Annotated in this window: 19 protein-coding genes; 7 read left to right on the top strand and 12 right to left on the bottom strand. The window is 55.2% G+C overall.

What is annotated here, in order from left to right; all coding sequences use genetic code 11:
* Positions 1-9 precede the first annotated feature (9 nt).
* Positions 10-801, top strand: coding sequence for an aliphatic sulfonate ABC transporter permease SsuC (ssuC, locus tag WFN75_RS03490; protein ID WP_336995627.1), 792 nt, complete (start codon positions 10-12; stop codon positions 799-801).
* A complete protein-coding gene (gene ssuB, locus WFN75_RS03485; RefSeq protein ID WP_336995626.1) occupies positions 798-1,568 on the top strand; it encodes an aliphatic sulfonates ABC transporter ATP-binding protein in 771 nt (256 codons plus the stop codon). Before ssuC ends, ssuB begins: the two co-directional genes overlap by 4 nt.
* Before the next feature lie 85 nt (positions 1,569-1,653).
* Here ssuB and pepN read toward each other — a convergent pair whose 3' ends face one another.
* On the bottom strand, positions 1,654-4,266 hold the full coding sequence (gene pepN / locus WFN75_RS03480) for an aminopeptidase N (RefSeq protein WP_336995625.1): 2,613 nt from the start codon (positions 4,264-4,266) through the stop codon (positions 1,654-1,656).
* Positions 4,267-4,531: 265 nt separating this feature from the next.
* On the opposite strand from pepN, the gene pncB reads away from it, so the two are divergent.
* From pncB to WFN75_RS03460, 4 genes are all read left to right on the top strand, one after another.
* Entirely contained in the window at positions 4,532-5,734 is a 1,203-nt protein-coding gene (gene pncB, locus WFN75_RS03475; RefSeq protein ID WP_046886683.1) for a nicotinate phosphoribosyltransferase, read from the top strand.
* A gap of 166 nt (positions 5,735-5,900) precedes the next feature.
* A complete protein-coding gene (gene asnS, locus WFN75_RS03470) occupies positions 5,901-7,301 on the top strand; it encodes an asparagine--tRNA ligase (protein ID WP_046886684.1) in 1,401 nt (466 codons plus the stop codon).
* A gap of 601 nt (positions 7,302-7,902) precedes the next feature.
* Complete coding sequence (locus tag WFN75_RS03465; protein WP_046886685.1) at positions 7,903-8,991, top strand: porin; 1,089 nt, start codon at positions 7,903-7,905, stop codon at positions 8,989-8,991.
* 184 nt (positions 8,992-9,175) lie between these two features.
* The gene (locus WFN75_RS03460) at positions 9,176-10,366 is read left to right on the top strand and encodes an amino acid aminotransferase (RefSeq protein WP_336995624.1); all 1,191 of its coding nucleotides are present in this window, start codon (positions 9,176-9,178) and stop codon (positions 10,364-10,366) included.
* 42 nt (positions 10,367-10,408) lie between these two features.
* Here the strand turns inward: WFN75_RS03460 and WFN75_RS03455 are convergent, their stop codons facing one another.
* The 7 genes from WFN75_RS03455 to cmoM form a co-directional block, all read right to left on the bottom strand.
* Positions 10,409-11,056: an MBL fold metallo-hydrolase gene (locus WFN75_RS03455; protein WP_046886687.1), complete on the bottom strand. Its 648-nt coding sequence runs from the start codon at positions 11,054-11,056 to the stop codon at positions 10,409-10,411.
* A 19-nt stretch (positions 11,057-11,075) separates the two neighbouring features.
* The gene (locus WFN75_RS03450) at positions 11,076-11,624 is read right to left on the bottom strand and encodes a YcbK family protein (protein ID WP_040076314.1); all 549 of its coding nucleotides are present in this window, start codon (positions 11,622-11,624) and stop codon (positions 11,076-11,078) included.
* A 178-nt stretch (positions 11,625-11,802) separates the two neighbouring features.
* Positions 11,803-13,626, bottom strand: a complete 1,824-nt coding sequence (ldtD, locus tag WFN75_RS03445) for a L,D-transpeptidase (RefSeq protein WP_336995623.1) — start codon at positions 13,624-13,626, stop codon at positions 11,803-11,805.
* A 181-nt stretch (positions 13,627-13,807) separates the two neighbouring features.
* On the bottom strand, positions 13,808-18,256 hold the full coding sequence (gene mukB / locus WFN75_RS03440; RefSeq protein WP_286933343.1) for a chromosome partition protein MukB: 4,449 nt from the start codon (positions 18,254-18,256) through the stop codon (positions 13,808-13,810).
* Complete coding sequence (gene mukE / locus WFN75_RS03435) at positions 18,256-18,960, bottom strand: chromosome partition protein MukE (RefSeq protein ID WP_046887179.1); 705 nt, start codon at positions 18,958-18,960, stop codon at positions 18,256-18,258. Before mukE ends, mukB begins: the two co-directional genes overlap by 1 nt.
* Positions 18,941-20,263, bottom strand: coding sequence for a chromosome partition protein MukF (gene mukF, locus WFN75_RS03430; RefSeq protein ID WP_040076318.1), 1,323 nt, complete (start codon positions 20,261-20,263; stop codon positions 18,941-18,943). The genes mukE and mukF overlap by 20 nt, the downstream gene beginning before the upstream one ends.
* Before the next feature lie 3 nt (positions 20,264-20,266).
* On the bottom strand, positions 20,267-21,046 hold the full coding sequence (gene cmoM, locus WFN75_RS03425) for a tRNA uridine 5-oxyacetic acid(34) methyltransferase CmoM (protein WP_212477514.1): 780 nt from the start codon (positions 21,044-21,046) through the stop codon (positions 20,267-20,269).
* Between the two features lie 124 nt (positions 21,047-21,170).
* Between cmoM and elyC the strand changes: the two genes are divergently transcribed.
* The gene (gene elyC / locus WFN75_RS03420; RefSeq protein ID WP_046887180.1) at positions 21,171-21,950 is read left to right on the top strand and encodes an envelope biogenesis factor ElyC; all 780 of its coding nucleotides are present in this window, start codon (positions 21,171-21,173) and stop codon (positions 21,948-21,950) included.
* Here the strand turns inward: elyC and WFN75_RS03415 are convergent.
* The 4 genes from WFN75_RS03415 to WFN75_RS03400 all read right to left on the bottom strand — a co-directional run bounded on the left by WFN75_RS03415 (position 21,927) and on the right by WFN75_RS03400 (position 25,157).
* Positions 21,927-22,820, bottom strand: a complete 894-nt coding sequence (locus tag WFN75_RS03415; protein WP_336995622.1) for a YcbJ family phosphotransferase — start codon at positions 22,818-22,820, stop codon at positions 21,927-21,929. The genes elyC and WFN75_RS03415 overlap by 24 nt on opposite strands.
* A gap of 136 nt (positions 22,821-22,956) precedes the next feature.
* Positions 22,957-23,703 (bottom strand): 3-deoxy-manno-octulosonate cytidylyltransferase, encoded by a 747-nt coding sequence (gene kdsB, locus WFN75_RS03410; RefSeq protein ID WP_336995621.1) that lies wholly within the window; start codon positions 23,701-23,703, stop codon positions 22,957-22,959.
* On the bottom strand, positions 23,700-23,882 hold the full coding sequence (ycaR, locus tag WFN75_RS03405) for a protein YcaR (protein WP_040076323.1): 183 nt from the start codon (positions 23,880-23,882) through the stop codon (positions 23,700-23,702). Before ycaR ends, kdsB begins: the two co-directional genes overlap by 4 nt.
* Before the next feature lie 45 nt (positions 23,883-23,927).
* Positions 23,928-25,157, bottom strand: coding sequence for a winged helix-turn-helix domain-containing protein (locus WFN75_RS03400; RefSeq protein WP_336995620.1), 1,230 nt, complete (start codon positions 25,155-25,157; stop codon positions 23,928-23,930).
* Position 25,158: the final 1 nt, after the last annotated feature.

Genomic DNA, 25,158 nt, shown 5'->3' with positions numbered 1-25,158 from the left:
GGAGGAGGTATGGCGAAACCTTCCCCAACCTGGCTGCTGCGTATTGCGCCCTGGGTACTGCCTGTCAGCATCGTGGCTATCTGGCAACTGGCCTCGTCAGTGGGCTGGTTGTCGAGCCGGATACTTCCCTCTCCGGAAGGGGTGATAGAGGCTTTCTGGGCGCTAAGTTCAAGCGGCGAGCTGTGGCAGCATCTGGCGATCAGCTCCTGGCGGGCGTTGATTGGCTTCACAATCGGCGGGACGATCGGTCTGACGCTGGGGCTGATCAGCGGACTTTCCCGCTGGGGCGAGCGGCTACTGGACACCTCCATCCAGATGCTGCGAAACGTGCCGCATCTGGCGTTGATTCCGCTGGTAATTCTGTGGTTCGGCATTGATGAGAGCGCCAAGATTTTCCTGGTGGCCCTCGGCACCCTCTTCCCTATCTATATCAACACCTGGCACGGTATTCGTAACATTGATCGTGGGCTGGTCGAGATGGCACGCAGCTATGGCTTATCGGGCTTTGCCCTGTTTATCCATGTGATCCTCCCCGGCGCCCTGCCCTCGATTATGGTGGGGGTACGTTTTGCCCTCGGCCTGATGTGGTTAACGCTGATTGTGGCAGAGACCATTTCGGCCAACTCCGGTATCGGCTACCTCGCGATGAATGCCCGCGAGTTCCTGCAGACCGATGTCGTCGTGGTGGCGATTATTCTATATGCCCTGCTCGGCAAACTCGCCGACGTCAGCACCCAGTGGCTGGAACGTATCTGGCTGCGCTGGAATCCGGCCTATGTCAAAAGTGAGGCACACGCATGAATACTGCACGCTTGAACCAGGGAACGCCGTTGCTGCTGAACGGCGTGACCAAACGCTACGGTGACAACACCATTCTGAACCAACTGGATCTGCATATCCCCGCCGGACAGTTTGTAGCAGTGGTTGGCCGTAGCGGCGGTGGCAAGAGTACGCTGCTGCGCCTGCTCGCCGGGCTGGAGGCCCCCAATGGTGGTGAACTGCTGGCGGGCAATACGCCGCTGGCGGAGATTCAGGAGGATACCCGGATGATGTTTCAGGACGCGCGCCTGCTGCCGTGGAAAACGGTTATCGATAACGTGGGTCTGGGGCTGAAAGGTCACTGGCGGGAGGCGGCAAGCCAGGCGCTGGCCGCCGTGGGTCTGCAGGATCGCGCGAGCGAATGGCCTGCAGCGTTGTCCGGGGGGCAGAAACAGCGCGTCGCTTTAGCCCGGGCGCTGATTCACCGCCCGGGTTTGCTGCTGCTGGATGAACCGCTTGGCGCACTCGATGCCCTGACGCGGATAGATATGCAGGGTTTGATTGAGTCCCTCTGGCAGGAACACGGGTTTACGGTATTGCTGGTAACCCATGATGTGAGCGAAGCCGTGGCGATGGCCGATCGCGTGCTGTTAATAGAAGAGGGGAAAATTGGTCTGGATCTGAACGTGGATATTCCGCGTCCGCGTCGCATCGGTTCGGCGAGGCTGGCGGAACTGGAAGCGGAGGTGCTGGATCGGGTGATGAAGCGTGGGGTCAGTGAGCGGGCATTGATTAAGGTTAATGCCTGATGCCCTCACCCCGGCCCTCTCCCACGTGGAGAGGGAGAAAATAAGAAACGGCAACCAGGGTTGCCGTTTTGCTTTTACCTGATTATCAGGCCAGTGCCTTGGTGATCTTCTCGTATAGATCGCCAGACAGGTTCTCCAGCCCTTTCAACTGCTCGAGCGCCGCACGCATCTTCGCCTGACGTTTCTCGTCGTAACGCTTCAGTCGAATCAGCGGCTCAATCAGACGCGACGCCACCTGCGGGTTACGACTGTTCAGCTCCGTCAACATCTCGACCATAAACTGATACCCGCTGCCGTCTTCGGCATGGAAAGCCGCCGGGTTGCTGCTGGCAAAGGCGCCAATCAGAGAACGTACGCGGTTCGGGTTGCTCATGGTAAATGAACGGTGCTTCAGAAGACGGCGAACAGTATTCAGCACGTCTGCCGCCGGGCTGGTGGATTGCAGAATGAACCACTTATCCATTACCAGGCCGTCCTGATGCCACTTGTCGTCATACGCCTGCATCAGCGCGTCGCGGCACGGCAGCTCAGCGGCCACCGCAGCGGCCAGGGCAGCCAGCGCGTCGGTCATATTATCCGCGTCGTGGTACTGCTTGCTTACCAGCGTATCAGCCAGTTCGGTTTCGCCGAAGGCCAGGTAGCGCAAACAGGTATTACGCAGTGAACGTTTGCCGATATCAGCATGTTCGACACGGTATTCGTCAAGCTTATTCGCGTTGTACAGCGCCAGGAACTCATCGGCCAGTTCGGTCGCCAGGGTGCGGGTCAGCGCTTCGCGTACCGCCACAATGGCGATCGGATCGATGATCTCAAACAGCTCAGCAATTTCACTGGTGGAAGGCAGGGTCAGGATCTCTGCCGCCAGCGCCGGGTCGATGTTCTCGTCCAGCAGAATGGCGCGGAAAGCGTCAGCCACGTGGACCGGCACCGACAGCGGCTGTCCTTGCTGATGGCGGTTTACGTTCAGCTTAATGTAGGTCGCCAGCAGGCTCTGGGCCGCATCCCAGCGGGAGAAGTCATTGCGCGCGTGACGCATCAGGAAGGTGAGCTGTTGATCGCTCCACTTATATTCGAGCTTAACGGGCGCAGAGAACTCGCACAGCAACGCCGGCACCGGCTGGAAATAGACATTATCGAATACAAATGTCTGCTCCGCCTGGGTAACGTTGAGCACATTGTGCACCGGGTGACCCCCTTTTTGCAGCGGGATCACGTTTCCTTCGTTGTCATACAACTCGATGGCAAAAGGAATGTGCAGCGGGTGCTTCTCTTCCTGCTCGGCCGTTGGCGGCGTACGCTGGCTGATGGTCAGAGAGTACTGCTCGGTTTCAGGATTGTAATCATCTTTTACGGTAACAATTGGCGTACCGGCCTGACTGTACCAGCGGCGGAAGTGCGAGAGATCAACGTTAGAAGCATCTTCCATCGCCTGCACAAAGTCATCGCAGGTGGCGGCGCTGCCGTCATGACGCTCAAAGTAGAGCTGCATCCCTTTCTGGAAGTTCTCTTCCCCTAACAGGGTGTGGATCATACGGATGATTTCAGAACCCTTTTCATACACCGTCAGGGTGTAGAAGTTATTCATCTCAATCACTTTGTCCGGGCGAATCGGGTGGGCCATCGGGCTGGCATCTTCAGCAAACTGCAGACCGCGCATGGTGCGCACGTTGCTGATGCGATTAACCGCACGCGAACCCAGATCGGAGCTGAACTCTTGATCGCGGAAGACGGTTAAGCCCTCTTTCAGGCTCAGCTGGAACCAGTCGCGGCAGGTCACACGGTTACCGGTCCAGTTGTGGAAATATTCATGGCCAATCACGCGCTCGATATCCAGGTAATCTTTATCGGTCGCGGTATCGGTACGGGCCAGCACGTATTTGGAGTTAAAGACGTTAAGGCCTTTGTTCTCCATCGCCCCCATGTTGAAGAAGTCGACGGCGACGATCATGTAGATGTCGAGATCATATTCGAGGCCAAAGCGCTCCTCGTCCCACTTCATGGAGTTGATGAGCGACGTCATCGCCCATGGCGCGCGGTCGAGGTTGCCACGGTCAACGAACAGCTCCAGCGCCACGTCGCGTCCGGAGCGGGTTTTGAAGGTGTCGCGCAGCACATCGAAGTCGCCTGCCACCAGCGCAAAGAGGTAGCAAGGTTTCGGGAACGGATCTTGCCACTGCACCCAGTGACGCCCGTTTTCCAGCTCGCCTTCGCCCACACGGTTACCGTTGGAGAGCAGGAATGGATAGCGAGTTTTATCGGCAATGATTTTGGTGGTGAAGCGCGCCAGAACGTCCGGGCGATCCAGATACCAGGTAATATGGCGGAAACCTTCGGCTTCGCACTGCGTACAGAGTGCTTCACCTGATTGGTACAGCCCTTCCAGCGCGGTGTTGGCTGCCGGGCTAATTTCGGTCACGATGCGCAGGGTAAAACGCTCCGGCAGGTTATCAATAACCAGCTGGCCGTTTTCTTCTTTATAGTCTGTCCAGGCCTGGTCGTTTACCGCGATGGAAACGAGCGTCAGGTCTTCACCATCGAGGCGCAGGGGAACAGCCGTCGCGCTCTGGCGCGTCACCTGGCTTACGGCCGTAACAAGAGTTTTTGTGGCATCCAGGTCAAAAGTCAGATCAATATCGCTAATCAGGTATTCAGGCGCACGGTAGTCGTGGCGGTATTTGGCTTGTGGCTGTTGTGTCATAGAAAACCTTTTGCATCGTTTGTCGAATAACGAATCCAGTCTATTCCTGTTGTGTAGATCGCGCTACGCAGAATGTTCATCTTTTCAGTTACAAACACCCTTTTTGCTACATTTGTATAACACGGGGCACGAAATGCCCTCGACCCTAATTCCAGCTTATGGTGTGATCGGGGTTCAATAAATCGCTAAACAAGGTATACTCCAGCGGTTTCAATAGTTGTTTATTGTACTAAACGCTCCCGTGAGAGGATGCTACTGCGCACCTATGACTCAATTCGCTTCTCCTGTTCTGCATACGTTGCTGGATACCGATGCGTATAAATTGCATATGCAGCAAGCCGTTTTTCACCATTACTACGATGTACAGGTAGCGGCGGAGTTTCGCTGCCGTGGTGACGACCTGCTCGGCATCTATGCTGAAGCTATCCGCGAACAGGTCGATGCTATGCAGCATCTGACGCTGCGGGACGACGAATATCAGTGGCTCTCGGCCCTGCCTTTCTTTAAAGAAGACTATCTCAACTTCCTGCGTGATTTCCGCTATAACCCGGAACAGGTCACTATCTCCAACGAAAACGGTAAGCTCAATATCCGCCTTGCCGGGCCGTGGCGGGAAGTGATTATGTGGGAAGTCCCGCTGCTCGCGGTCATCAGCGAACTGGTACACCGTTACCGCACGCCTGATGCCGGCGTCGATCAGGCCCTGATGATGCTGGAAGAGAAACTTGTCGACTTCTCTCGTCTGACGGAATCGCTGGATATGTCTCGCTTCCGCTTAATGGATTTTGGCACGCGTCGTCGTTTCTCTCGCGATGTGCAGCAGGCTATTGCGCAACGGCTTCAGCAAGAGCCGTGGTTTGTCGGCACCAGTAACTATGACCTGGCGCGTCGCCTCTCCCTGACGCCGATGGGCACCCAGGCGCATGAATGGTTCCAGGCACATCAGCAGATTAGCCCCGACCTCGCCACCAGCCAGCGTGCAGCGCTTGCCGCCTGGCTGGAAGAGTATCCCAATCAGTTGGGTATTGCCCTGACCGACTGTATAACCATGGATGCCTTCCTGCGCGATTTCGGGCCAGAATTTGCCGAGCGCTATCAAGGTTTGCGGCATGATTCCGGGGATCCGGTTGAATGGGGTGAGAAAGCCATCGCCCATTATCAAAAGCTGGGTATCGACCCGCTCACTAAAGTGCTGGTCTTCTCGGATAACCTGGACCTGACCAAAGCCGTCGATCTCTATCGCCATTTCTCATCAAGAGTGAATTTAAGCTTCGGCATTGGCACCCGCCTGACCTGCGACATCCCCCAGGTGAAACCGCTAAATATTGTCATTAAACTGGTAGAATGTAATGGCAAACCGGTGGCTAAACTTTCGGATAGCCCGGGCAAAACTATCTGCCATGACAAAGCATTTGTACGCGCTTTGCGCAAAGCCTTCGACCTGCCCCAGGTTAAAAAAGCCAGTTGACGTTTTCAGGGAGCCTTGTGGGCTCCCTTCTCTCATTTATTTCTTATTTCTTCTCTTTTGACTGCGAAATCTGCTTGTCTGATGGCAGATGCCAGGTAACATAGATATCCCCCCATCGTGGGCGGACAAGTATTTATTTTTTCCGACTAATTACAGAGAGAATATTATGAGCGTTGTGCCTGTAGCCGACGTACTCCAGGGCCGTGTCGCCGTTGACAGTGAAGTCACCGTGCGCGGATGGGTGCGTACCCGCCGAGATTCTAAAGCTGGCATCTCCTTCCTTGCCGTCTATGACGGTTCCTGCTTTGATCCTGTACAGGCCGTCATTAATAATTCTCTGCCCAATTACAATGATGACGTTCTGCACCTGACCACGGGCTGTTCCGTGATTGTTACCGGCACCGTGGTAGCCTCCCCGGGCCAGGGCCAGAGCTTCGAACTGCAGGCGACCTCCGTTGAAGTCACCGGCTGGGTTGAAGATCCGGACACCTACCCTATGGCGGCGAAGCGCCACAGCATCGAGTATCTGCGCGAAGTGGCTCACCTGCGCCCACGTACCAACATGATTGGTGCCGTGGCCCGCGTTCGTCATACCCTTGCACAGGCGCTGCACCGTTTCTTCCATGAGCAGGGCTATTTCTGGGTTTCGACTCCGCTGATCACCGCCTCTGACACCGAAGGTGCAGGAGAGATGTTCCGCGTGTCCACGCTGGACATGGAAAACCTGCCGCGTACGCCAGAAGGCAAAGTGGATTACGACAAAGACTTCTTCGGTAAAGAGGCGTTCCTGACCGTATCCGGCCAGTTGAACGGTGAAACCTACGCCTGTGCGTTGTCAAAAATCTACACCTTCGGTCCTACCTTCCGCGCAGAAAACTCCAATACCAGTCGCCACCTGGCGGAGTTCTGGATGCTGGAGCCGGAAGTGGCGTTTGCAGATCTGGACGATGTTGCTGGCCTGGCTGAAGCGATGCTGAAATATGTCTTTAAAGCCGTTCTTGAAGAACGTGCAGACGACATGAAGTTCTTTGCTGAGCGCGTAGATAGCGACGCCATTGCACGCCTCGAACGCTTTGTTACCACAGACTTCGCTCAGGTGGATTACACCGACGCTGTCGCGATTCTGGAAAAATGCGGCGAGAAGTTTGAGAACCCGGTGTTCTGGGGTGTTGATCTAGCGTCCGAGCATGAACGCTACCTGGCTGAGAAGCACTTTAAAGCCCCTGTGGTCGTTAAAAACTATCCTAAAGACATTAAAGCTTTCTATATGCGTCTTAACGAAGACGGGAAAACCGTCGCCGCGATGGACGTACTGGCCCCGGGCATCGGTGAAATTATCGGTGGCTCGCAGCGTGAAGAGCGTCTGGATGTGCTGGATGCACGTATGGTAGAGATGGGTCTGAACCCGGAAGATTACAGCTGGTATCGCGACCTGCGCCGCTACGGCACCGTGCCGCATTCCGGTTTTGGCCTGGGCTTTGAGCGTCTCATTGCCTATGTCACCGGCGTGCAAAACGTGCGTGACGTGATTCCGTTCCCGCGTACGCCGCGCAACGCCTCGTTCTAAATATTTAATTTATGGCCAGCCTTGCTGGCCATTATTTTATGCTGCAATGTCAACTTCTGTCAGTTGAACGTCAATCATTTCTAAAAGCAACCCCGCTAAATCCTCTCAGCTGTTACCTTTTATTTCCAGAATCATCTACAAACAAAAAATAAACCCCAGTCTTATTGCGCCTAATACTTTTCTAAAGCATTAGCACATTTTTTGTGCAATTTTTTGGCGGTCTGGATGTCTGGAGATACATATAAGAAAAAGAGGCTGTAAATGTTTTTGGTAATAAGAAATGCCATTATCTAAAATTAAGATAAGCAATTCATATAGATAGAAATCGAGACGGCGTTTTTATCGCCACTCAGCTCTGAAGTTTGAGGTGCTTCACAAAGTTCCTCAAAATTCACATTTAGTTACACATAATTGCTTTTTGTAACCGATTCTTGATGTTTGTAGCACTTTCAGGCTAGCGAAAGGGTAATTTGAATGGAAAGATGCCTGTCAGATACATAAAGACACCAAACTCTCATCAATAGTTCCGGAAACATTTATTGACAGAATTTATTGACGGCAGTGGCGAGTGTCATAAAAAAACCAATGAGGGTAATAAATAATGATGAAGCGCAATATCCTGGCAGTGGTTATCCCTGCCCTGCTGGTAGCCGGTGCAGCTAACGCAGCAGAAATCTATAACAAAAACGCTAACAAGCTGGATCTGTACGGCAAAGTCGTTGGCAAACACGTTTGGGATAAATCTGGCGGCGACAGCAACAGCGCAGATGACTCTTATGCTCGTATCGGTTTCAAAGGCGAAACTCAGGTTAATGATCAATTAACCGGTTACGGCCAGTGGGAATACAACCTGAACGCCAGCAGCGCGGAAGGTTCTCAGGACACCCGTACCCGTCTGGCCTTTGCTGGCCTGAAAGCGGGTGACTACGGCTCATTCGATTACGGTCGTAACTATGGCGTGTTCTACGACGCGCTGGCTTCTACCGACATGCTGGTTGAATACGGTGGCGATACCCTCTGCCAGACCGACAACTTCATGACCTGCCGTACTACCGGTGTTGCTACCTACCGTAACTCCAACTTCTTCGGCCTGGTAGATGGTCTGTCACTGGGTCTGCAGTACCAGGGTAAAAACGTAAGCGGCCACGATGTTGAGCGTCAGAACGGCGACGGCGGCAGCTACTCTCTGGGTTATGACTTCCTGGACGGCTTCAACGTTACTGCAGCCTACACCAACTCCGATCGTACCAACGATCAGGAAGCTGATGGCAAAGGTACCCGTGCTGAAGGCTGGGCGACCTCCGTTAAATACGATGCGAACAACCTGTACGCAGCGGTTATGTACGGCGAATCCAGCAACATGACGCGTGAGAATGATGACCAGTTCGCAAACAAAACTGAAAACTTCGAAGCGGTAGTTCAGTACCAGTTCGATTTCGGCCTGCGTCCTTCCGTAGGTTACGTTCAGTCCAAAGGTAAAGAGCTGAGCGCTCGTGCGGGTACTGATTTCAACGGCGGCAGCGCTGACCTGGTTAAATACGTAGAAGTGGGTAGCTGGTACTACTTCAACAAAAACATGAACGTGTACGGTGCATACCGTTTCAACCTGTTGGATGACAACGATTACACCGCTGCAACTGGTCTGGCAACTGACGATACCTACGTTCTGGGCCTCGTTTACCAGTTCTAATCAGTACACCACTTTGTTATATGCTTAATAAACAGGGCTTCGGCCCTGTTTTTTTATGTGCCAAAGAAAAAAATAGCGACTTTTGAAAAGCCGCACGCTTTTTATCGCAAACGGTTGGCAATGTGTAAATCAACCGTTAATCTGGTAGCGGATTTCACTTCTGTAATCACAATGGAACCTCGTCATGTTTGAGAACATTACCGCCGCCCCTGCCGACCCAATTCTGGGCCTGGCCGATCTGTTTCGTGCCGATGACCGCCCCGGCAAAATTAACCTTGGTATTGGTGTCTATAAAGATGAAACCGGCAAAACCCCGGTGCTGACCAGCGTTAAAAAGGCTGAGCAGTACCTGCTGGAAAATGAAAACACCAAAAATTACCTCGGCATCGACGGTATTCCGGAATTTGGCCGCTGCACTCAGGAGCTCCTGTTTGGCAAAGGCAACACCCTGATTAGCGATAAACGTGCTCGCACTGCGCAGACCCCTGGCGGTACCGGTGCCCTGCGCGTAGCCGCCGATTTCCTTGCAAAAAACACCTCTGCGAAAACCGTCTGGGTAAGCAATCCGTCCTGGCCTAACCACAAGAGCGTGTTTAACTCCGCAGGGCTGGAAGTACGCGAGTATGCTTACTACGACGCGGCAAATCATACCCTCGACTTTGACGGCCTGCTGGCAAGCCTGAGCGAAGCGCAGGCCGGTGATGTGGTGCTGTTCCACGGCTGCTGTCATAACCCTACCGGTATCGATCCGACTCTTGAGCAGTGGCAACAGCTGGCGCAGCTCTCCGTAGAGAAAGGCTGGCTGCCGCTGTTTGACTTCGCTTATCAGGGCTTCGCTCGTGGTCTGGAAGAGGATGCAGAAGGTCTGCGTGCTTTCGCAGCGCTGCATAAAGAGCTGATTGTGGCCAGCTCCTACTCCAAAAACTTCGGTCTGTACAATGAGCGCGTGGGTGCCTGTACGCTGGTTGCTGCTGATGCAGACACCGTTGACCGTGCGTTCAGCCAGATGAAATCCGTGATTCGCGCCAACTACTCCAACCCACCAGCACACGGTGCTTTAGTGGTTGCGACCATTCTGAGCAATGACGCGCTGCGTGCCCTGTGGGAGCAAGAGCTGAATGACATGCGTGAGCGCATCCAGCGTATGCGTCAGCTGTTTGTCACCACCCTGGCGGAGAAAGGGGCAAATCGCGACTTCAGCTTCATCATCAAACAGAACGGGATGTTCTCCTTCAGCGGCCTGACCAAAGAACAGGTGCTGCGTCTGCGTGAAGAGTTTGGCGTGTACGCCGTCGCCTCTGGCCGCGTTAACGTGGCAGGCATGACGCCAGATAACATGGCGCCGCTGTGCGAAGCCATCGTCGCAGTGCTGTAAGACATAGATAAAAAAAAGCCCGCATCGCGGGCTTTTTTTTGCTTACCAGACAGGCATCTCATCCTGCAGGAAAGGGTTGTGCAAACGCTCATACCCCAGAGTAGACATCGGGCCATGTCCCGGAATAAACGTCACGTCATCACCAAGCGGCAATAACTTCTGTTTAATCGCCTGAATAAGCTGGTTATGATCGCCGCGCGGGAAATCACTGCGGCCGACGCCGCCTTTGAAGATCACATCGCCGGAGACGAGCAGCCGGGATGCGCTATCAAAGAAGACGATATGCCCTGGCGTATGCCCCGGACAGTGCAGCACCTGCAAAGAGATATTGCCGACGCTAACGTTATCGCCTTCATTTAACCAGCGGTCAGGCGTCAGGGGCTGGCACTCATCAAGACCAAACATTCGGCTTTGAGAGGGTAATCCCTGCAGCCAGAACTCATCTTCTTTTTCCGGGCCAATTACCGGCACAGCATAATGTTGTGCCAGTTCTGCAGCCGCCCCAACGTGATCGAGATGACCATGGGTTAACAGAATCTGGGTCAAAGTCACCCCGGATGCTGCCACTTCTTGTTTGATCTTCTCTGCGTCACCACCGGGATCAACCAGCGCCGCCAGGCGGGTCTGCTCACACCAGATCAATGAACAGTTCTGGGAGAACGCGGTAACCGGAATAATACGATAGTTCATACTGCTCCTGTGTTCGTTATTACCAGTGCCGGACTGGACCGGTATCAATATGCACAAAGTTGCTACGTGGGTAATATCCTACACCACCTGCGCGCAGAGATAACGCCGCTTTGCGAATATTGGCTAACGAAACACCTTCAATATGAAAGTCCATCGCCTGCCCTTTGGTGTGATAACTTTTTTTAGCCACGCCACGACTGTGCGCACGGAGCTCGTTATTAGTATCAAGGGAGCGATAGCCGGAGATAAGTTGCACGGGCTTACGCGTGCCTAACAATCCTTGTAGACGGAAAAGCTGATCGAACAGCAAGGGGTCGATGGCTTTAATTTTATTCGCGCGGAAATCACGGAAAAAATGGTTCAGTTTTGCTAATTCATCCTGAATATAGCCTCTGCCATCAAAAAACTCGGCCTTAATTGACTCACCTGTATGCAGGTTGTTGAGGGTCAAAATACGCGGACGTGGCGTTGAGAGGGTGGCAAATGATGGCGTCGGTAAGAGTGCTGCGCCCAGCGCAACGCCCCCTAATGCCAACAACTTGCGGCGATTAGCGTCAAATTTGTCCATGATAATCAGGTCTACAGGTCAATGTTATCGTTTATATGCACTTCTGCGCACGAAGGGCACCTTACCGGGCTATAAAGCTAACGTCAAGGCGCCCAAACCCAGGAAAGACGGGGCTCACAGCCAGATTGCCCCGTTTTAACCCAAAGTTACGACAACAGAATTTTCCGAACTGCTTCATTTACCTGATTAAAAGTTCCGCTTTCGGCAAGATTTGTGCGCCGGATCGCGAGATTGCATCGTAATTGTAAATATCTGTACGATACTGGGTCTGGCCATTCTCACTAACGAAAGCCGTCAGATAGTAAAGATTAACCGGAATATTATGACGGATATTCACATAACGCGTATCACCCTGCTTCAGGGCATCGGATATGCGGGTGTCATTCCAGCCCGCATCCTGCAATAACATATTCGCAAGCTCAGAGGCTTTATTCACCCTCACACAGCCTGAACTGAGCGCACGGGCCTCTTTCTGGAACAGATTATGGTTTGGCGTGTCATGCAGGTAAATGGCATCCGAGCTGGGCATATTGAACTTATAGCGGCCAAGAGAGTTATGGGCTCCTGGAGCCTGCTGGAAGCGGAAAGGCAGATTCGACGGGGTGATGGTGCCCCAGTCAACCCGCCAGGGATCTATCGGCTCTTTACTATTCCAGCCACGCAGCACGGTATAGTTATGACGCTCGAGATACCCCGGATCGTTCCACACCTTCGGCAAAATATCTTTGCGCGCCAGGGTCGGCGGGACATTCCACGGCGGGTTGACCACGACGTTGTTTAACGCGCTGCTCATCATCGGCGTTTTCCGATCCGGGCGGCCAACGATAACCCGCGATGCCAGCACTTCGTTGCCGTTCTGATAATAGACCAGCGAGTAAGCCGGAATATTCACCATAATGCCGGTCGTGAGTGTTCCCGGCAGCAGGCGCAGTCGTTGAATATTAAGCGCCAGTACACCAGCACGTTGGGCCGGCGTCAGATTCAGGGCGTCCCGCGTTGAGGGGCCAATCACCCCATCAGCACCCAGCCCCTGGGAGGACTGGAAAGCTTTGACCGCGGCCACCAGGTTGCGATCATAGGCCGCAGGCTTGTTCGGCGCAGCCTGGGCTTTTTTACTGACGGCCGGTGCGGACGGGCTCACCACCACGTTTTGCGGATCGTCACCCGGCAGGGCAATTTTCGGGCCACCGTCAATGACGCCCGACCGCTGCAATATTTCGCGCAGTGCAGGCACATCGCTACTCCACTGTCCCGGACGAAGCGTCGCTGTGCTTTGCAGCTGTGGCCATGTCTGGGTAGCGGCCACCAGCGTCAGCAACGACTGGTGCATGACTGAATACTGCGGATGTGCGGGTGCAAGGCTGGTGATAAAACGCGGCACCGAGCCTTTGTCCAGCGCCAGCTGCCACTGGTTAATCACCGACAGCGGCGGTGTGGCGAGTTTGTAGGGCTTGTTGCTGTAAAGCCACCGATTCCCGTTAACCGGAATACCGGCAACAAACTGCAGGTAGCCCATCATGGCGTCGGAAAGCACCACGTCGCGGGCCATGCCAGTGACGTCAGGATTGGTCAGCAGTTCAACCCAGGTGGTGAACTGCGGCTGGAAGCCGGCGATGGCTACCTCAGCGAGCTGCTGCTGGAAAGCGCGAACCGCATCGCGATCCTCCCACATGGGCTTCATGTCACGGGCGGCATATAACAGCGTCAGTTGATTAACGTAGGCAGGGGTATAACCCGCGGGCAGGTTTGCCAGCAGTTCTTGTCGCAATTGTGCCGTGTTGGTATCGGCAGGCAGCGGTTGAATACCCGCCATTATTGCTGTTGCCGGTGATTGCTCCAGCGGCTGTAATAACGCCGTCGGCTGCGATCCGGTGGTGGCAGAGCTATCTGTCGGCACCAGTTCCGGCTCATCGGCCCATGCGTTGACCAGCGGTGCGGCCAGTAATGCCAGGCAGATGCTTAGCGCAGACAGCCGGCCCCCATATTTCTCGTTTAGCAACATCCCTTGCCCCCTGTTAGCAGTGTACAACGCCCTCTTCAGCGGGCTTTTTTACAGTATAGGAAGGCATACCGCGGTAAGCCTTGCCTTATGTAAAGAATTTTAAAGATATCGTAGCCGCGGGTACATCATCAAGGAATAAAAAAGGCAGCTTATTCGCCGCCTTTTGTTATTTTCGGAGTGTTCAGGAGGCGTCTGCCGTGCCCGGGAAGGATTCCGGCGGCTGCGGCGCAAATCCGCGCAGGCCGACAACATGTACGTGTTCGCTGTTCTGGAACACTTTACGCACCAGTTTGTAGGTGGTGCCCTTCTCAGGACTGATATTCTCTGGCGCCGCGATGATCAACTGCATCTCCAGACGATCGCACAGTTCGAACAGCGTGGCGATAGAGCGGGCATCCAGACGCGCCGCTTCATCCAGGAACAGCAGACGACATGGCGAGATATCCTTGCCACGCAGACGCCGCGCTTCATCTTCCCAGCTCTGAACGACCATTACCAGAATCGACATACCGGTACCGATCGCTTCCCCGGTAGAGAGCGCCCCCGATTCTGCGCGCAGCCAGCCGTCGGAGCCACGGTTAACTTCCACTTCCATTTCGAGGTAGTTACGGTAGTCCAGCAGCTCTTCGCCGATGGTTTGCGGCGTACGCTGCCCCATGTCGATCTGTGGATTCAGGCGCTGATAGAGCTTCGCCAGCGCTTCAGAGAAGGTGAGACGATTACTGTTAAACAGATCCTGATGCTGTTCGTGTTGCTCCGAGAGAACATCCAGCAGCGTGGCATGCGTCTCACGCACGTTTACGTTCAGACGCACGCTATTCACCTGACCGAACGAGACGCTCTGCAGCCCCTGGTTGAGCTGGCGGATACGGTTCTGTTCGCGCTGGATGGTTTTGCGAATGATGTTCGCCGCGCTGCGGGAGCTAATAGCCAGCTTCTGCTCACGTGAGGTCAACTCTTCGGTCAAACGCCCCAGTTCAATCTCCATCTGCTCGATGGCTTCAACCGGATCGTCCGTACGAATAATATCCTGGCGAATACGTTCACGCAGGTGTTGATACACCGCCACGAAGAACTGAATTTTACGCTCAGGGCGTTTTGGATCTTCCGACATGCGCAGCACATCGCGCAGATGTTCGTTATCTGCCACCGCCAGACGTAGCGCACCCAGCGCCTTATCCGACATTGAACGCAGCTCATCCCCGGAGAGATAGGCCAGTTCGCGACGGTGCAGACGACGTTCCACGCCATTGTCTTTTACCATACGCATTACTGCGCACCAGCCCGCCTTGGCGGTGACGACCTGCTCGCGCATTTCGTGGTAGTCACGTTCCAGCTTGCGCAGACGACGGGTCAGGTTGTCCATCTCCGCTTCACAGAAGGTGAGCGCTTTTTCCAGCTGATTGCGACGGGCACGGTTGTTACTGAGCTGGCCATGGAGTTCATCGCGACGCTGACGCGCGCGCTCTTCTGCCCCACTGTCTGCACGCACGCCGATATCCTGCAGCTCTTTATGCAGGTCGGTTAACAGCTCTTTCTTGGTGTCATAAGAACTTTTCAGGGACGCCAGCACCTGATTGTACTGGTTCAGTTGTGCCGCGTGACCGCGCATCGCTTCACGGGCGCGGGTACGTTCACCTTCGGCCTGCTCCAGGCGATGGCGCAGTTTTTCGTTCAGATCGCTGTTTCCGCTCAACATGTCGGCGGAGTCAGAGTAACTAAAGTGCGCCCGGCGCTGGGCGACTTCCGTCAGGGCAAATGCCTGCTGACGTGCTTCGCGCTGCACCTGCTGGGAGTACGCATAATCCTCTTTTAGCTGTTCGAACTGCTCCGGGTCACTCTGCAGAACAGAGACCATCGGCTCCAGCTTCGCCAGCTGATTACCGTACTGCTGCACAAAGCGCGCGGCTTCCTGCGCGTCAGCCAGACGCTCCTGAATCTCATCGACGCGATCGGCGAGCGTGTCATCCGCCAGCAGATTCAGCCGCGGCAGAATACGGTTCAACGCAGCCACGCCCTCTTTCGCCTGGTCAAACTGCACGCGGCTCTGCTGGTTATCATTCTCGTGGTTGGCGATCGCACGTTCCAGCTCAGCACGGCGGGTGGTGAGCTTACGGATTTCAGCTTCCGGATCGTCTTCAAAGGCCACGCCCAGATGGCTGCCGATAAAGCGACTAAAGGCCTGGTGCAGACGCTGGGTTTTCTGGACGTCAAAGGACAAGGTCGCATAACGTTCAGAGAGCTTTTCACGCTCGGCGTGCAGGCTTTCAATGCGGTTTTCACGCGCGGCGCGGCCAAACAGCGGCAGCTCCGGGAAGCGCGAGTAACGCCACTGGCGATCGGCGATCTTGACTACAACCGCCTTTTCCAGCTCGTCGACGCTGAAAACACTGTCATCGAACGACTGCGGATCCCCTTCGATCAGGTAGAGATCTTCCGGACAATCTTCCAGGCCCGCCAGCTGCTCTGAAATCAGCGACAGATCCGGCACGACAATGGCGTTTCGCGACGGGCCATACAGCGCGGAGAAGTAAGGCGCATCATCCAGACCGACATCATCGTAAATTTCTGACAGCAACACGCCGCCAAACCGCTCTGCCAGCGTATTCAGACGAGCATCTTCTGCACCGCCCGGCTGGCTTAAGCGTTCAATCTCTTCATCAACTTCACGTTTACGCGCGCCGACTTCGTCTCGCTCAACAATTGCTTCTCGCTCACGCTCAAGCAACTGCTGCAGATATTCTGTTACCTCCTGACTGGAGGTAAATTCTTCGCCACACTGCTCGCTCAGCTGATTCAGGCTACTCTGGGCGGCCAGCCAGACCGGTGCTCTTTGCTGCAAGCGCTGCATACGCGATTGCAGCTGTTCCTGTTCCTGACGCAGCGTCATACGCTGTTCACTGGCGCTGGATACCGTGTCGGAGAGAGAGGCAATGCGGGTCTCCAGCTCCTGGTGCAGCGATTCCAGCTCGTCGATATCGACGCGCTTGCCATGGCGTTTACAGAACTCCGCCAGCAGACGCTCAGCATCCTGTTGCTCGCGCAGGCGCTGTTCCAGCTCAGTCAGACGCATGCGCAGGGGCTGCACCTGCTCTGCCTGATGGCGCTGGTTGACGCCGTCACGCAGCAATTCGCGCGCCACATCCCAGGCTTCATTACGCGCCAGCGGGCCATTAATAGCCACTACCAGCTGATAAGCCTGTTCAAACTGGCTGTGCGCCGTTTGGGCTACGCTCATTTTCTGCTCGAGATTGAGCAGTTTCTCGGTGGCTTCCTGCTCTTTGGCCTGGAAGGTTTCCAGCCATTCGTCGGCGCTATCCGGCGTCAGATCCGGCAAATGACAGAGGGCTTTAGCCCGTTCAAGCGCCTGCAGCGCCTGGGTGTACTGAATGGCACGGGTCTGCTGAACATCCAGCGCCTGCTGGTAATCGGCGAGCTGGCTTTTCAGCTCATCCACTTCCAGTTCGGCTGCTTCGGCACGGGCTTCGTTCTCTTCCTGCTTGTCGGCCGCTTCGGCCACCACTTCGTTCTGCTCTTCCAGACGAATTTGCAGCTCATCGAGATCCGCTTCGTAACGCTCAATTTTTTCTTGCTGACGCAGGGCCGTCTGCACCAGGTTCAGGTGATCGCTGGCCGCCTGGTAATCGGCTTCCAGATCCCCTTCGGCACCGTTGTGCTCGCCCAGTTCGCGGGCCATCTCAACGTGTTTGTACTGTTCTGCCACCAGCTGTTTACGCGACGTAAAGAGCTCGCGACGGTACTCAAGGGCCTTATCCAGATGGATGCGACGCTCGTTGGCGTGGCGCATGTAGTCTGCCGCCACATAGTTGGTGGCTTCGCTGATCAGATGCTTAAACAGATCGCGGTCAGACTGGGTAACGCGAATCGCTTCCAGCGTCATGCGGTTTTCGCGCAGGGCAGCTTCCATGTCCTGGAAGGCTTTACGCACGCCGCTATTTTCTGGCAACAGGTAGTCGCGCAGCGAGCGGGTAATGGCGCTGGAGATCCCCCCGTAAAGCGAGGCCTCAATCAGACGGTAGTATTTGCTACGATCGGAAGCTGAGCGCAGGCGACGGGCCACAATACCCAGATCAAACATTAACGAGTGATAGTCGGTAATGGAGTTGAACTGTTTAAACTGCACGCCTTCGATCTCATCAAGCTTATCTTTCAGCTCCTGCAGACTCAGGACGCGGGCCTGACGATCGTTCAGGGTCTCGGTGAGCAGTGCGGTAGGCTGAATAGAGGTCGGGAGGCCCTGAATGGCAAAGGGTTTGATATCGACTTTACGATCGCGACCGGCAACCTGTTGCAGACGAACACCCACCACCACGCGCTGGTGGCGGGAGTTAATCACGTCAAGCACCGAATAACAGACGCCCGCCTTCAGCTTACCGTGCAGGCCCTTGTCACGCGAGCCGCTGGTGGCACCCGCTTCGGTGGTATTACGGAAATGCAGCAGGGTTAAATCAGGGATTAACGCCGTAACAAACGCCGCCATGGTGGTGGATTTACCCGCCCCGTTACCACCGGAGAGCGTCGTGACCAGCTCATCCAGATCGAAGGTACGCGCAAAGAAGCCGTTCCAGTTAATCAGCGTTAGTGAGCGAAACTTACCGCGTTCAATCATTACTCTTCCTCCCCGCTATCCGGCTGGTTCTCTTCATTCTCATCATTGAGTTGCAGATGGTTCTCCACCGGCATCGCTTCACCGTCACGGATCATTCGCAGCTGTGCTTCACGCGGATCGTCGCCGGTGCGCACATCGGCACCAAAGCGGAACACTGATTCAGTGATGCGGAACTTGCTGCTGTCATGGCCCATAAACCAGACCATCCCAAGACGGCGCAGGCGGTTCAGAGAAGAACGCACTTTTTCCTGTAATTTCTGACGATCGAGATCCGAACCCGTCGAGCGATTGTTCACCAGCTTCAGCAGCTTGTTCTCTTCGGCCAGATTCAGCAGTTCGTCATACAGCTCCTGCTGGGTGAAGATACCTTCATTCGCCAGACGTTCCGGGCTGAGGTAGAGATAACAGAGGATCTTACCGACCATCATATCCAGTTCGGAGAGGACCGAACGGGGGATGAGGGTGGTGGAGCGTGGGCGCAGGTAAAAGAATCCTTCTGGCGCACGGATGAGCTCCACGTTATAACGCGCGTAAAACTCTTCGAGGTATTCCTGAAAATCCATCAAAAAGGCGTGATTATCCAGCTCGTCCAGGCCAATGTGACGGCCGGCACGCAGCTGGCTGTCCAGCGCAGGAAATAACGGATTTGCCAGCGCCTGGGCCAGCTTAACTGGCATCACTTGTTCAATATTTGTCAATGACATGCGCCTGTACCTTGGCTCCGTAATCGTTAATCGGCTGCCACTTCGGCGGCAGTCCGGTGAAATCTGCTTGCGCGACGCCCAGACGTACGGCCTGGTCGACCACGATGCGCGCAATATCGAAATGGCGCGCGCGCGGGTATTGGGCAAGATAGTCGCGCACCACCAGACCGAGGTCCAGTGGCGTTTGTTTGGCTTTATAAACCGCCAGCTGCTCTTCAATCATTGCTGCCAGCTGCTCACGAATTTCGTTGAACTCTTCATATTCCAGATCGGGCGGTAGCTCCCCGGTCACCTCTTCGTCGCGCAGAGCCATCTCTTCATCGCGCATATCCAGCAGACGGTCAGCGCTGGCGTAGGTCAATGCCCAGGGGGCATCAAAATAGTTCTGTACGGACTGGCGCAGGCGCTGAGCGAAGACGCGGTTTTTATCCATATCGATTGCGGTACGGATGAACTTATGCACGTGGCGATCGTAACCGATCCACAGATCGATAGCCTGCTGACCCCAGCTGATAATACGGTCAAGCTTGCTTTGTAGATCGAAGACCAGACGATCAACAAAGTGCAGATCGTCGTGGGACAGGGTCGCATCCTGGATGCGCAGCAGATTTGCCTGCAGTTTGTCCCCTGCCGCTTCGAGCGTATCCTGCAGTTCCCGCAGCGTACCGGAGGTTTCTGACAGTAAAAGTTCACAGCTGGAGATGGCCGCACGCCAGTCTTTGTTCAGCAGTTGGGCGATATCGTCTTTCACCAGCTGCTGCTGTTCGTCCATCAGGCGCTGGGTAAGGTCGATACTGTCAAAAATCTCGGCCACCGAGTATTTCAGCGGGGCGTAAACATTACGATGCCAGTGGAACTCATCGCCACCTTCATCCGCCGCATCGGCCGCGCGCTTCAGCTCGCCGGCCACAATCGACAGCTGCATAGAGAGACGCAGGGTCGAGAATTCACGCTGGCGAATATAGTAATCGGTGATACCAATACCGAGCGGGGTCAGACGATAGATGGCATTGCCTTCCGCCAGCTCGCTGGTAAAGCGGTTCAGCAGACGTTGACGCACCATATCGTTAATTGCGTTGTTGGCACGCACGCTAATGGTTTCGCTGGTTTGCTCAAACGCATCACTGACATGGCGGAACGCATCCACCAGTTCACCCTCACTCATTTCACCGTCCAGCCGTTCGCCATTCAGCGTGGCAACCGCCAGCAGGAAAGAGAGTCGGTCTACCGGCAGCGAGATGGAGAAATCGTTTTTCCTGGCCCAGGCAACCAGTTCGGGGACTGTCTGGGAAAATTCACTCATAGATTATCCTTGCATCTGCGGCTTGCGCGCGGTGACGTGAATATAGCGGCCAAGGCTTAAGTAAGGCTCCTGACGACAATACCGCGTTTCAATTTCTGTTAAGGCGTCTAAACAGTCATGCTGTTTTTGTTTATCACGCAGATAATCATGAAACACCCTCACGCCTGTTTTACCGGTGATCTCCCAGCCAATCTCCTCCAGCCAGCCATAGACCTGCTGCGGTTCACGGGGGAAATCCGGCGAAAGCGTGCGCCGTTTCTTTTTGTACATACCCTGCTGCACATAGCCGAAATTGCCCACCAGTACGTTACGCATCAGCAGGCCATTGGCGTTGTAAAACATCAGCGATAACGTACCGCCAGGCGACAACATCGACCACAGCGTTTTTAACACCGCCTGCGGCTCAGCCACCCATTCCAGCACCGCATGGAACAATATCAGATCAACCTGCGTTTCCAAATGCTGCGGGATGTCCTGAGCGGCGCAATGTATAAAATGCATGTTCTCGCTCACACCTTTCTCTTCTGCGGCCCGTTGTGCACGCGCAACCATTTCAGAAGAGAGATCGCAAAGTGTGACGTGGTGACCACGCTGCGCCATCAAAATGGCAGTCTGCCCCTCCCCGCCACCGGCATCGAGTACACGCAACGTACGGTCACCTGTTTCGGCAAGAATGTTGTCCAGATCCTGCCAGAGGATCGTCTGACGTAACTGCCCTTTCGTGGTGCCGTAAATATTGCGCGAAAACTTTTCCGCGATGTCATCAAAATTGCGATCCCGCATTGGGAGAGTTCCACTCGCTAACTGCAAAACCGCTATTTTGTCACACCCGCGCGGAGAATGAACCTCTCTGGTGTAATATCACCGCTATTAGCCTGCTATATGGTTAAAAAAGGAACCAAAAAGGATGCTTTTTACACTGAAGAAATACCTTGGCGGCATGATGTTGCCGCTGCCGTTGCTGCTGTTGATTATCGCGCTGGGGCTGGCGTTGCTGTGGTTCAGCCGGTTTCAGAAGGCGGGAAAAATTTTGACCACCGTCGGTTGGCTGGCCTTGTTGCTGTTAAGCCTGCAGCCGGTTGCCGATGGGCTCTTGCGACCCATAGAGGAGCGCTATCCTACCTGGCAGAATACACAGAAAGTGGCCTACATTGTGATTCTGGGGGGCGGCTATACCTGGGATCCCCAGTGGGCACCCAGCTCTAACCTGATTAACAATAGCCTGCCGCGGCTTAACGAAGGTATTCGCCTGTGGCGGGCGAACCCCGGATCGAAGTTGATCTTCACCGGCGCGGCAGCGAAGACGAACCCGGTAAGCACGGCCGAAGCGGGTGCACGCGTAGCAGAATCACTGGGAGTACCGCGAAGCGAGATCATCACACTCGATAGCCCGAAAGATACGGAAGAAGAGGCGGCAGCGGTCAAGAAGGCGATTGGCGATGCGCCCTTCTTGCTGGTGACCTCCGCCTCGCATCTGCCACGTGCGATGATTTTCTTCAGGCATGTGGGGCTGCATCCGCTACCTGCGCCGGCAAACCAGTTGGCGATCAACGCCCCGCTCAACCCCTGGGAGAAGGTCATCCCCTCTCCAGTCTGGTTAATGCACAGCGATCGCGTAGGGTATGAGACGCTGGGCAGAATCTGGCAATGGCTGAAGGGTGCTTCAGACGAGCCAGGGGAGCAGTGATTTAGAGGCCAGATCGAAGTTGGCACGGCTGAAACGGCCGGTATTCACCAGCTGTGCCACTTCATCCCACAATATATAAAGCCAGCGACGCCAGAGGAAGGATTCGGACACGGGTGCGCGCTGTAGGTAGTGCCAGAGCAATCCTTCTGCCAAGCCGCTGTCGCTCAGACGAAACAGCTCGTACTCGCGCGGTGCCCAAAGCATAACCCCCGGCTCCACCATCGCCAGCAGCTGATCGCTACGCGGATCTTTAAGCATGCTACGCAGCGTAAAGTTGCCGTGAATCAAAACGCTGTTGTCGTTGAAACCTTCGAAAAGTGCGGGCAGACACTGCCGGGTACGAAACAGGATCCGCCTGTCCTGCATCGTTAATCCGGTGTTCTGATACTGATTCAGTGTTCCCCAAAGGACTTCAACGCGCTGGCGATACCAGAGCGGCCAGAGGTTTTCCTGAGTGCTGTCGACCGGGCCGACCAGCCCGCCACTATCGTGTCGATGCCAGGAGAGCAGCGCCTCGACGATCTGATCTTTAAGTTGTTCCCAGCGATCCGGGGTGCGCGCCGGGGCTTCAACAGAGACCCCGCGCAGACGTTCAATCAGTAATACATCCGGGCCGGGATGATCCTCGTGGGTCATGACACCGTAAACCGTGGGCATGCGCACCGTACCGCTGCGCGCCAGCATGGAGATCTTCCACGCCAGCTGTCGGGCAACGTCCGGGGAGGAGAAACTTCTGGCCAGTAGCGGCAGCGGATTACCCTGGCTGTCATACAGAGACCAGAGCGTGGTATCGGCCTTTTCGTGGACACACTCCACGCGGCTCAATTTTTCTCCCAGCAGATGGCTGAGCTCCACTCGCAGCTGTTCCATTTTAGATTACCCCCATCAAGACTACTGCTTTTATAATGGGCGCGCGGACGACGGATGTCACCCTTCTGAGATCAATCCGGGAAAAGATTTCATCAAATGAAGCGAAAAATCCCCTCGACGGAGGGGATGGGCGGGATTAGCGTAACTCTGCGCGAACGCGCTCAAGATCTTCCTGGGTATCGACCCCTGTCCCAGGCACCTGTTCGGCCACGGCGACATGGATCTTCTCGCCGTACCAGAGCACGCGCAGCTGCTCAAGCAGTTCGATCTGCTCCAGCGGGCTCGGAGCCCAGGTCACATAGCGGCGGATAAACCCGGCGCGGTAGCCGTAGATCCCCAGATGACGGAGAAAAGTATCGCCCACGGTTTCGCGCGAAGCGGCAAAACGGTCGCGATCCCATGGAATGGTCGCGCGGGAGAAGTAGAGCGCGTAGCCTTCGGCATCCATCACCACTTTTACGGCGTTAGGGTTAAATGCCTCTTCCGCACTGTGAATGGGCACCGCCAACGTGGCCATTCCCACCTGACGCTGCGCCAGATTTTCCGCGACCTGACGGATAATCACCGCCGGGATCATGGGCTCATCGCCCTGGACGTTAACAATGACCGTGTCGGCGCTAAAACCGCACTTCTCAACCACCTCGGCCAGACGTTCGGTACCAGACTGGTGATCGGCACGGGTCATGCACACTTCGCCCCCGGCGGCTTCCACCGCACGAGCCACCTCTTCATGATCGGTTGCCACGATCACACGCTCGGCACCCGATTCCCGCGCACGCTCAAGGACATGCACAATCATGGGTTTGCCATTGATATCGACCAGCGGTTTACCCGGCAGACGGGTGGAGGCAAAACGCGCAGGAATGATGACCACAAAACTCATGGTTTGCTCTCTTCTGCCGCCAGCGCGCGGGCTTCGGTTTCCAGCAGGACAGGGATCCCGTCACGCAGAGGGAACGCCAGGCTATCCACTTTACAGATAAGTTCCTGCTTATCCTGGCTGTAATAGAGTTTGCCGTTGCACACCGGGCAGGCAATGATTTCAAGTAAACGGTGATCCATGATTCCTCCGTATAGGTTATGGCTAAAGCTTACCATATTCCTTTTTCAGACCGCGTCTATTTCCCAGCCACTTCGACAGGTAGCAAATAGACCGTGCGGCAGTTGACCCAGCCGAACGCGCGTTGCTCCCTGCCAGGCAGCAAATTCGGTTATTGCGGCGCGCAGCCCCTTCTCCAGCCCGGCGGTGACTCGCGTCCCCTCTTCCAGATAGAGAGAAATAATCTCAAGCTCGCCAGCTTTACGGTGCATTTTGGCATCCATTCGCCCCACCAGCTGCCCTTTATGCAGCAAGGGCAGGACAAAATAGCCATACTGGCGTTTGGGAGCCGGGGTATAGCACTCCAGCCGATAGCTAAAATCAAAAAACTGTTCGGCGCGTTTGCGGTCCCATACCACCGGGTCAAAGGGGGATAAAACCGCACTGTGGGTTGCTGTCAGTTTTCCTGCCAGCGCGAGTTCCAGTTCAGGTAGCAGATCGCTGTGCAGCCACATTGCGCCTAAGGACTCTACCTCCACGGGAATGATCCGCTGTTGCGCCTGCCACTCCTGCATAAGGGGCGCCAGGGCTGGCTGGCGCAGCCGATAATAATCGGCCAGCCATTGCGGGCGAAAAATGCCCAGACTGCGGGCGCTGTTTTCCAGCATGATAGCTTCAGCCGCGCTCTGAGAGAGCATATCCCGCTCATCGTCCCAGTGCGGCATCACCCGGTGGGTCAAATCGTAGACTCGCTGGAAATTCCGCCGCGCGATCACCATCACTTCCCCGGCGGTAAAGAGTCCTTCGAGATGGCGTTTATGGGGCTTCCACTCCCACCAGCCGCTGGCACCTTTACGCGGATGTTCAAAGTCAGCGGAACGGACCGGGCCGTTTTGCTGGATATGCTCTGTCAGCGCTTTAATTTCCTCGGCGTGTTGTTCCATCCACTCTTTACGGTATTTCCAGCCCATCTTGTCCGGGGCGCGCATGCGATGGCGCACCAGGGCAAAATCACTGCGCGGCAGAAAGCAGGCCTCATGGGCCCAGTACTCCATCAGTTCGCCGTTACTGAGGGCGTTATCAAGCCACTCAGGCGAATACGCACCAAGACGACTGAAGAGCACTAGGTAAGGGCTGCGGGCGACAATATTGATGGTATCGATCTGCAGCAACGACATGCGTTGAATGGCAGGAAGGATGTCCGTAGGCTTTGCGCGGCGGCGAGGCTTTTTTAGCAGCCCCTGGGCAGAAAGATGAAGATGACGTGCAGCTGAAAGCGTAAGCCAGGGGAGAGCCATA

Source organism: Leclercia sp. UBA7405, assembly GCF_037152215.1.
Classification (GTDB): domain Bacteria; phylum Pseudomonadota; class Gammaproteobacteria; order Enterobacterales; family Enterobacteriaceae; genus Enterobacter; species Enterobacter pneumoniae.
This window is presented reverse-complemented; position numbering and strand designations above follow the sequence as displayed.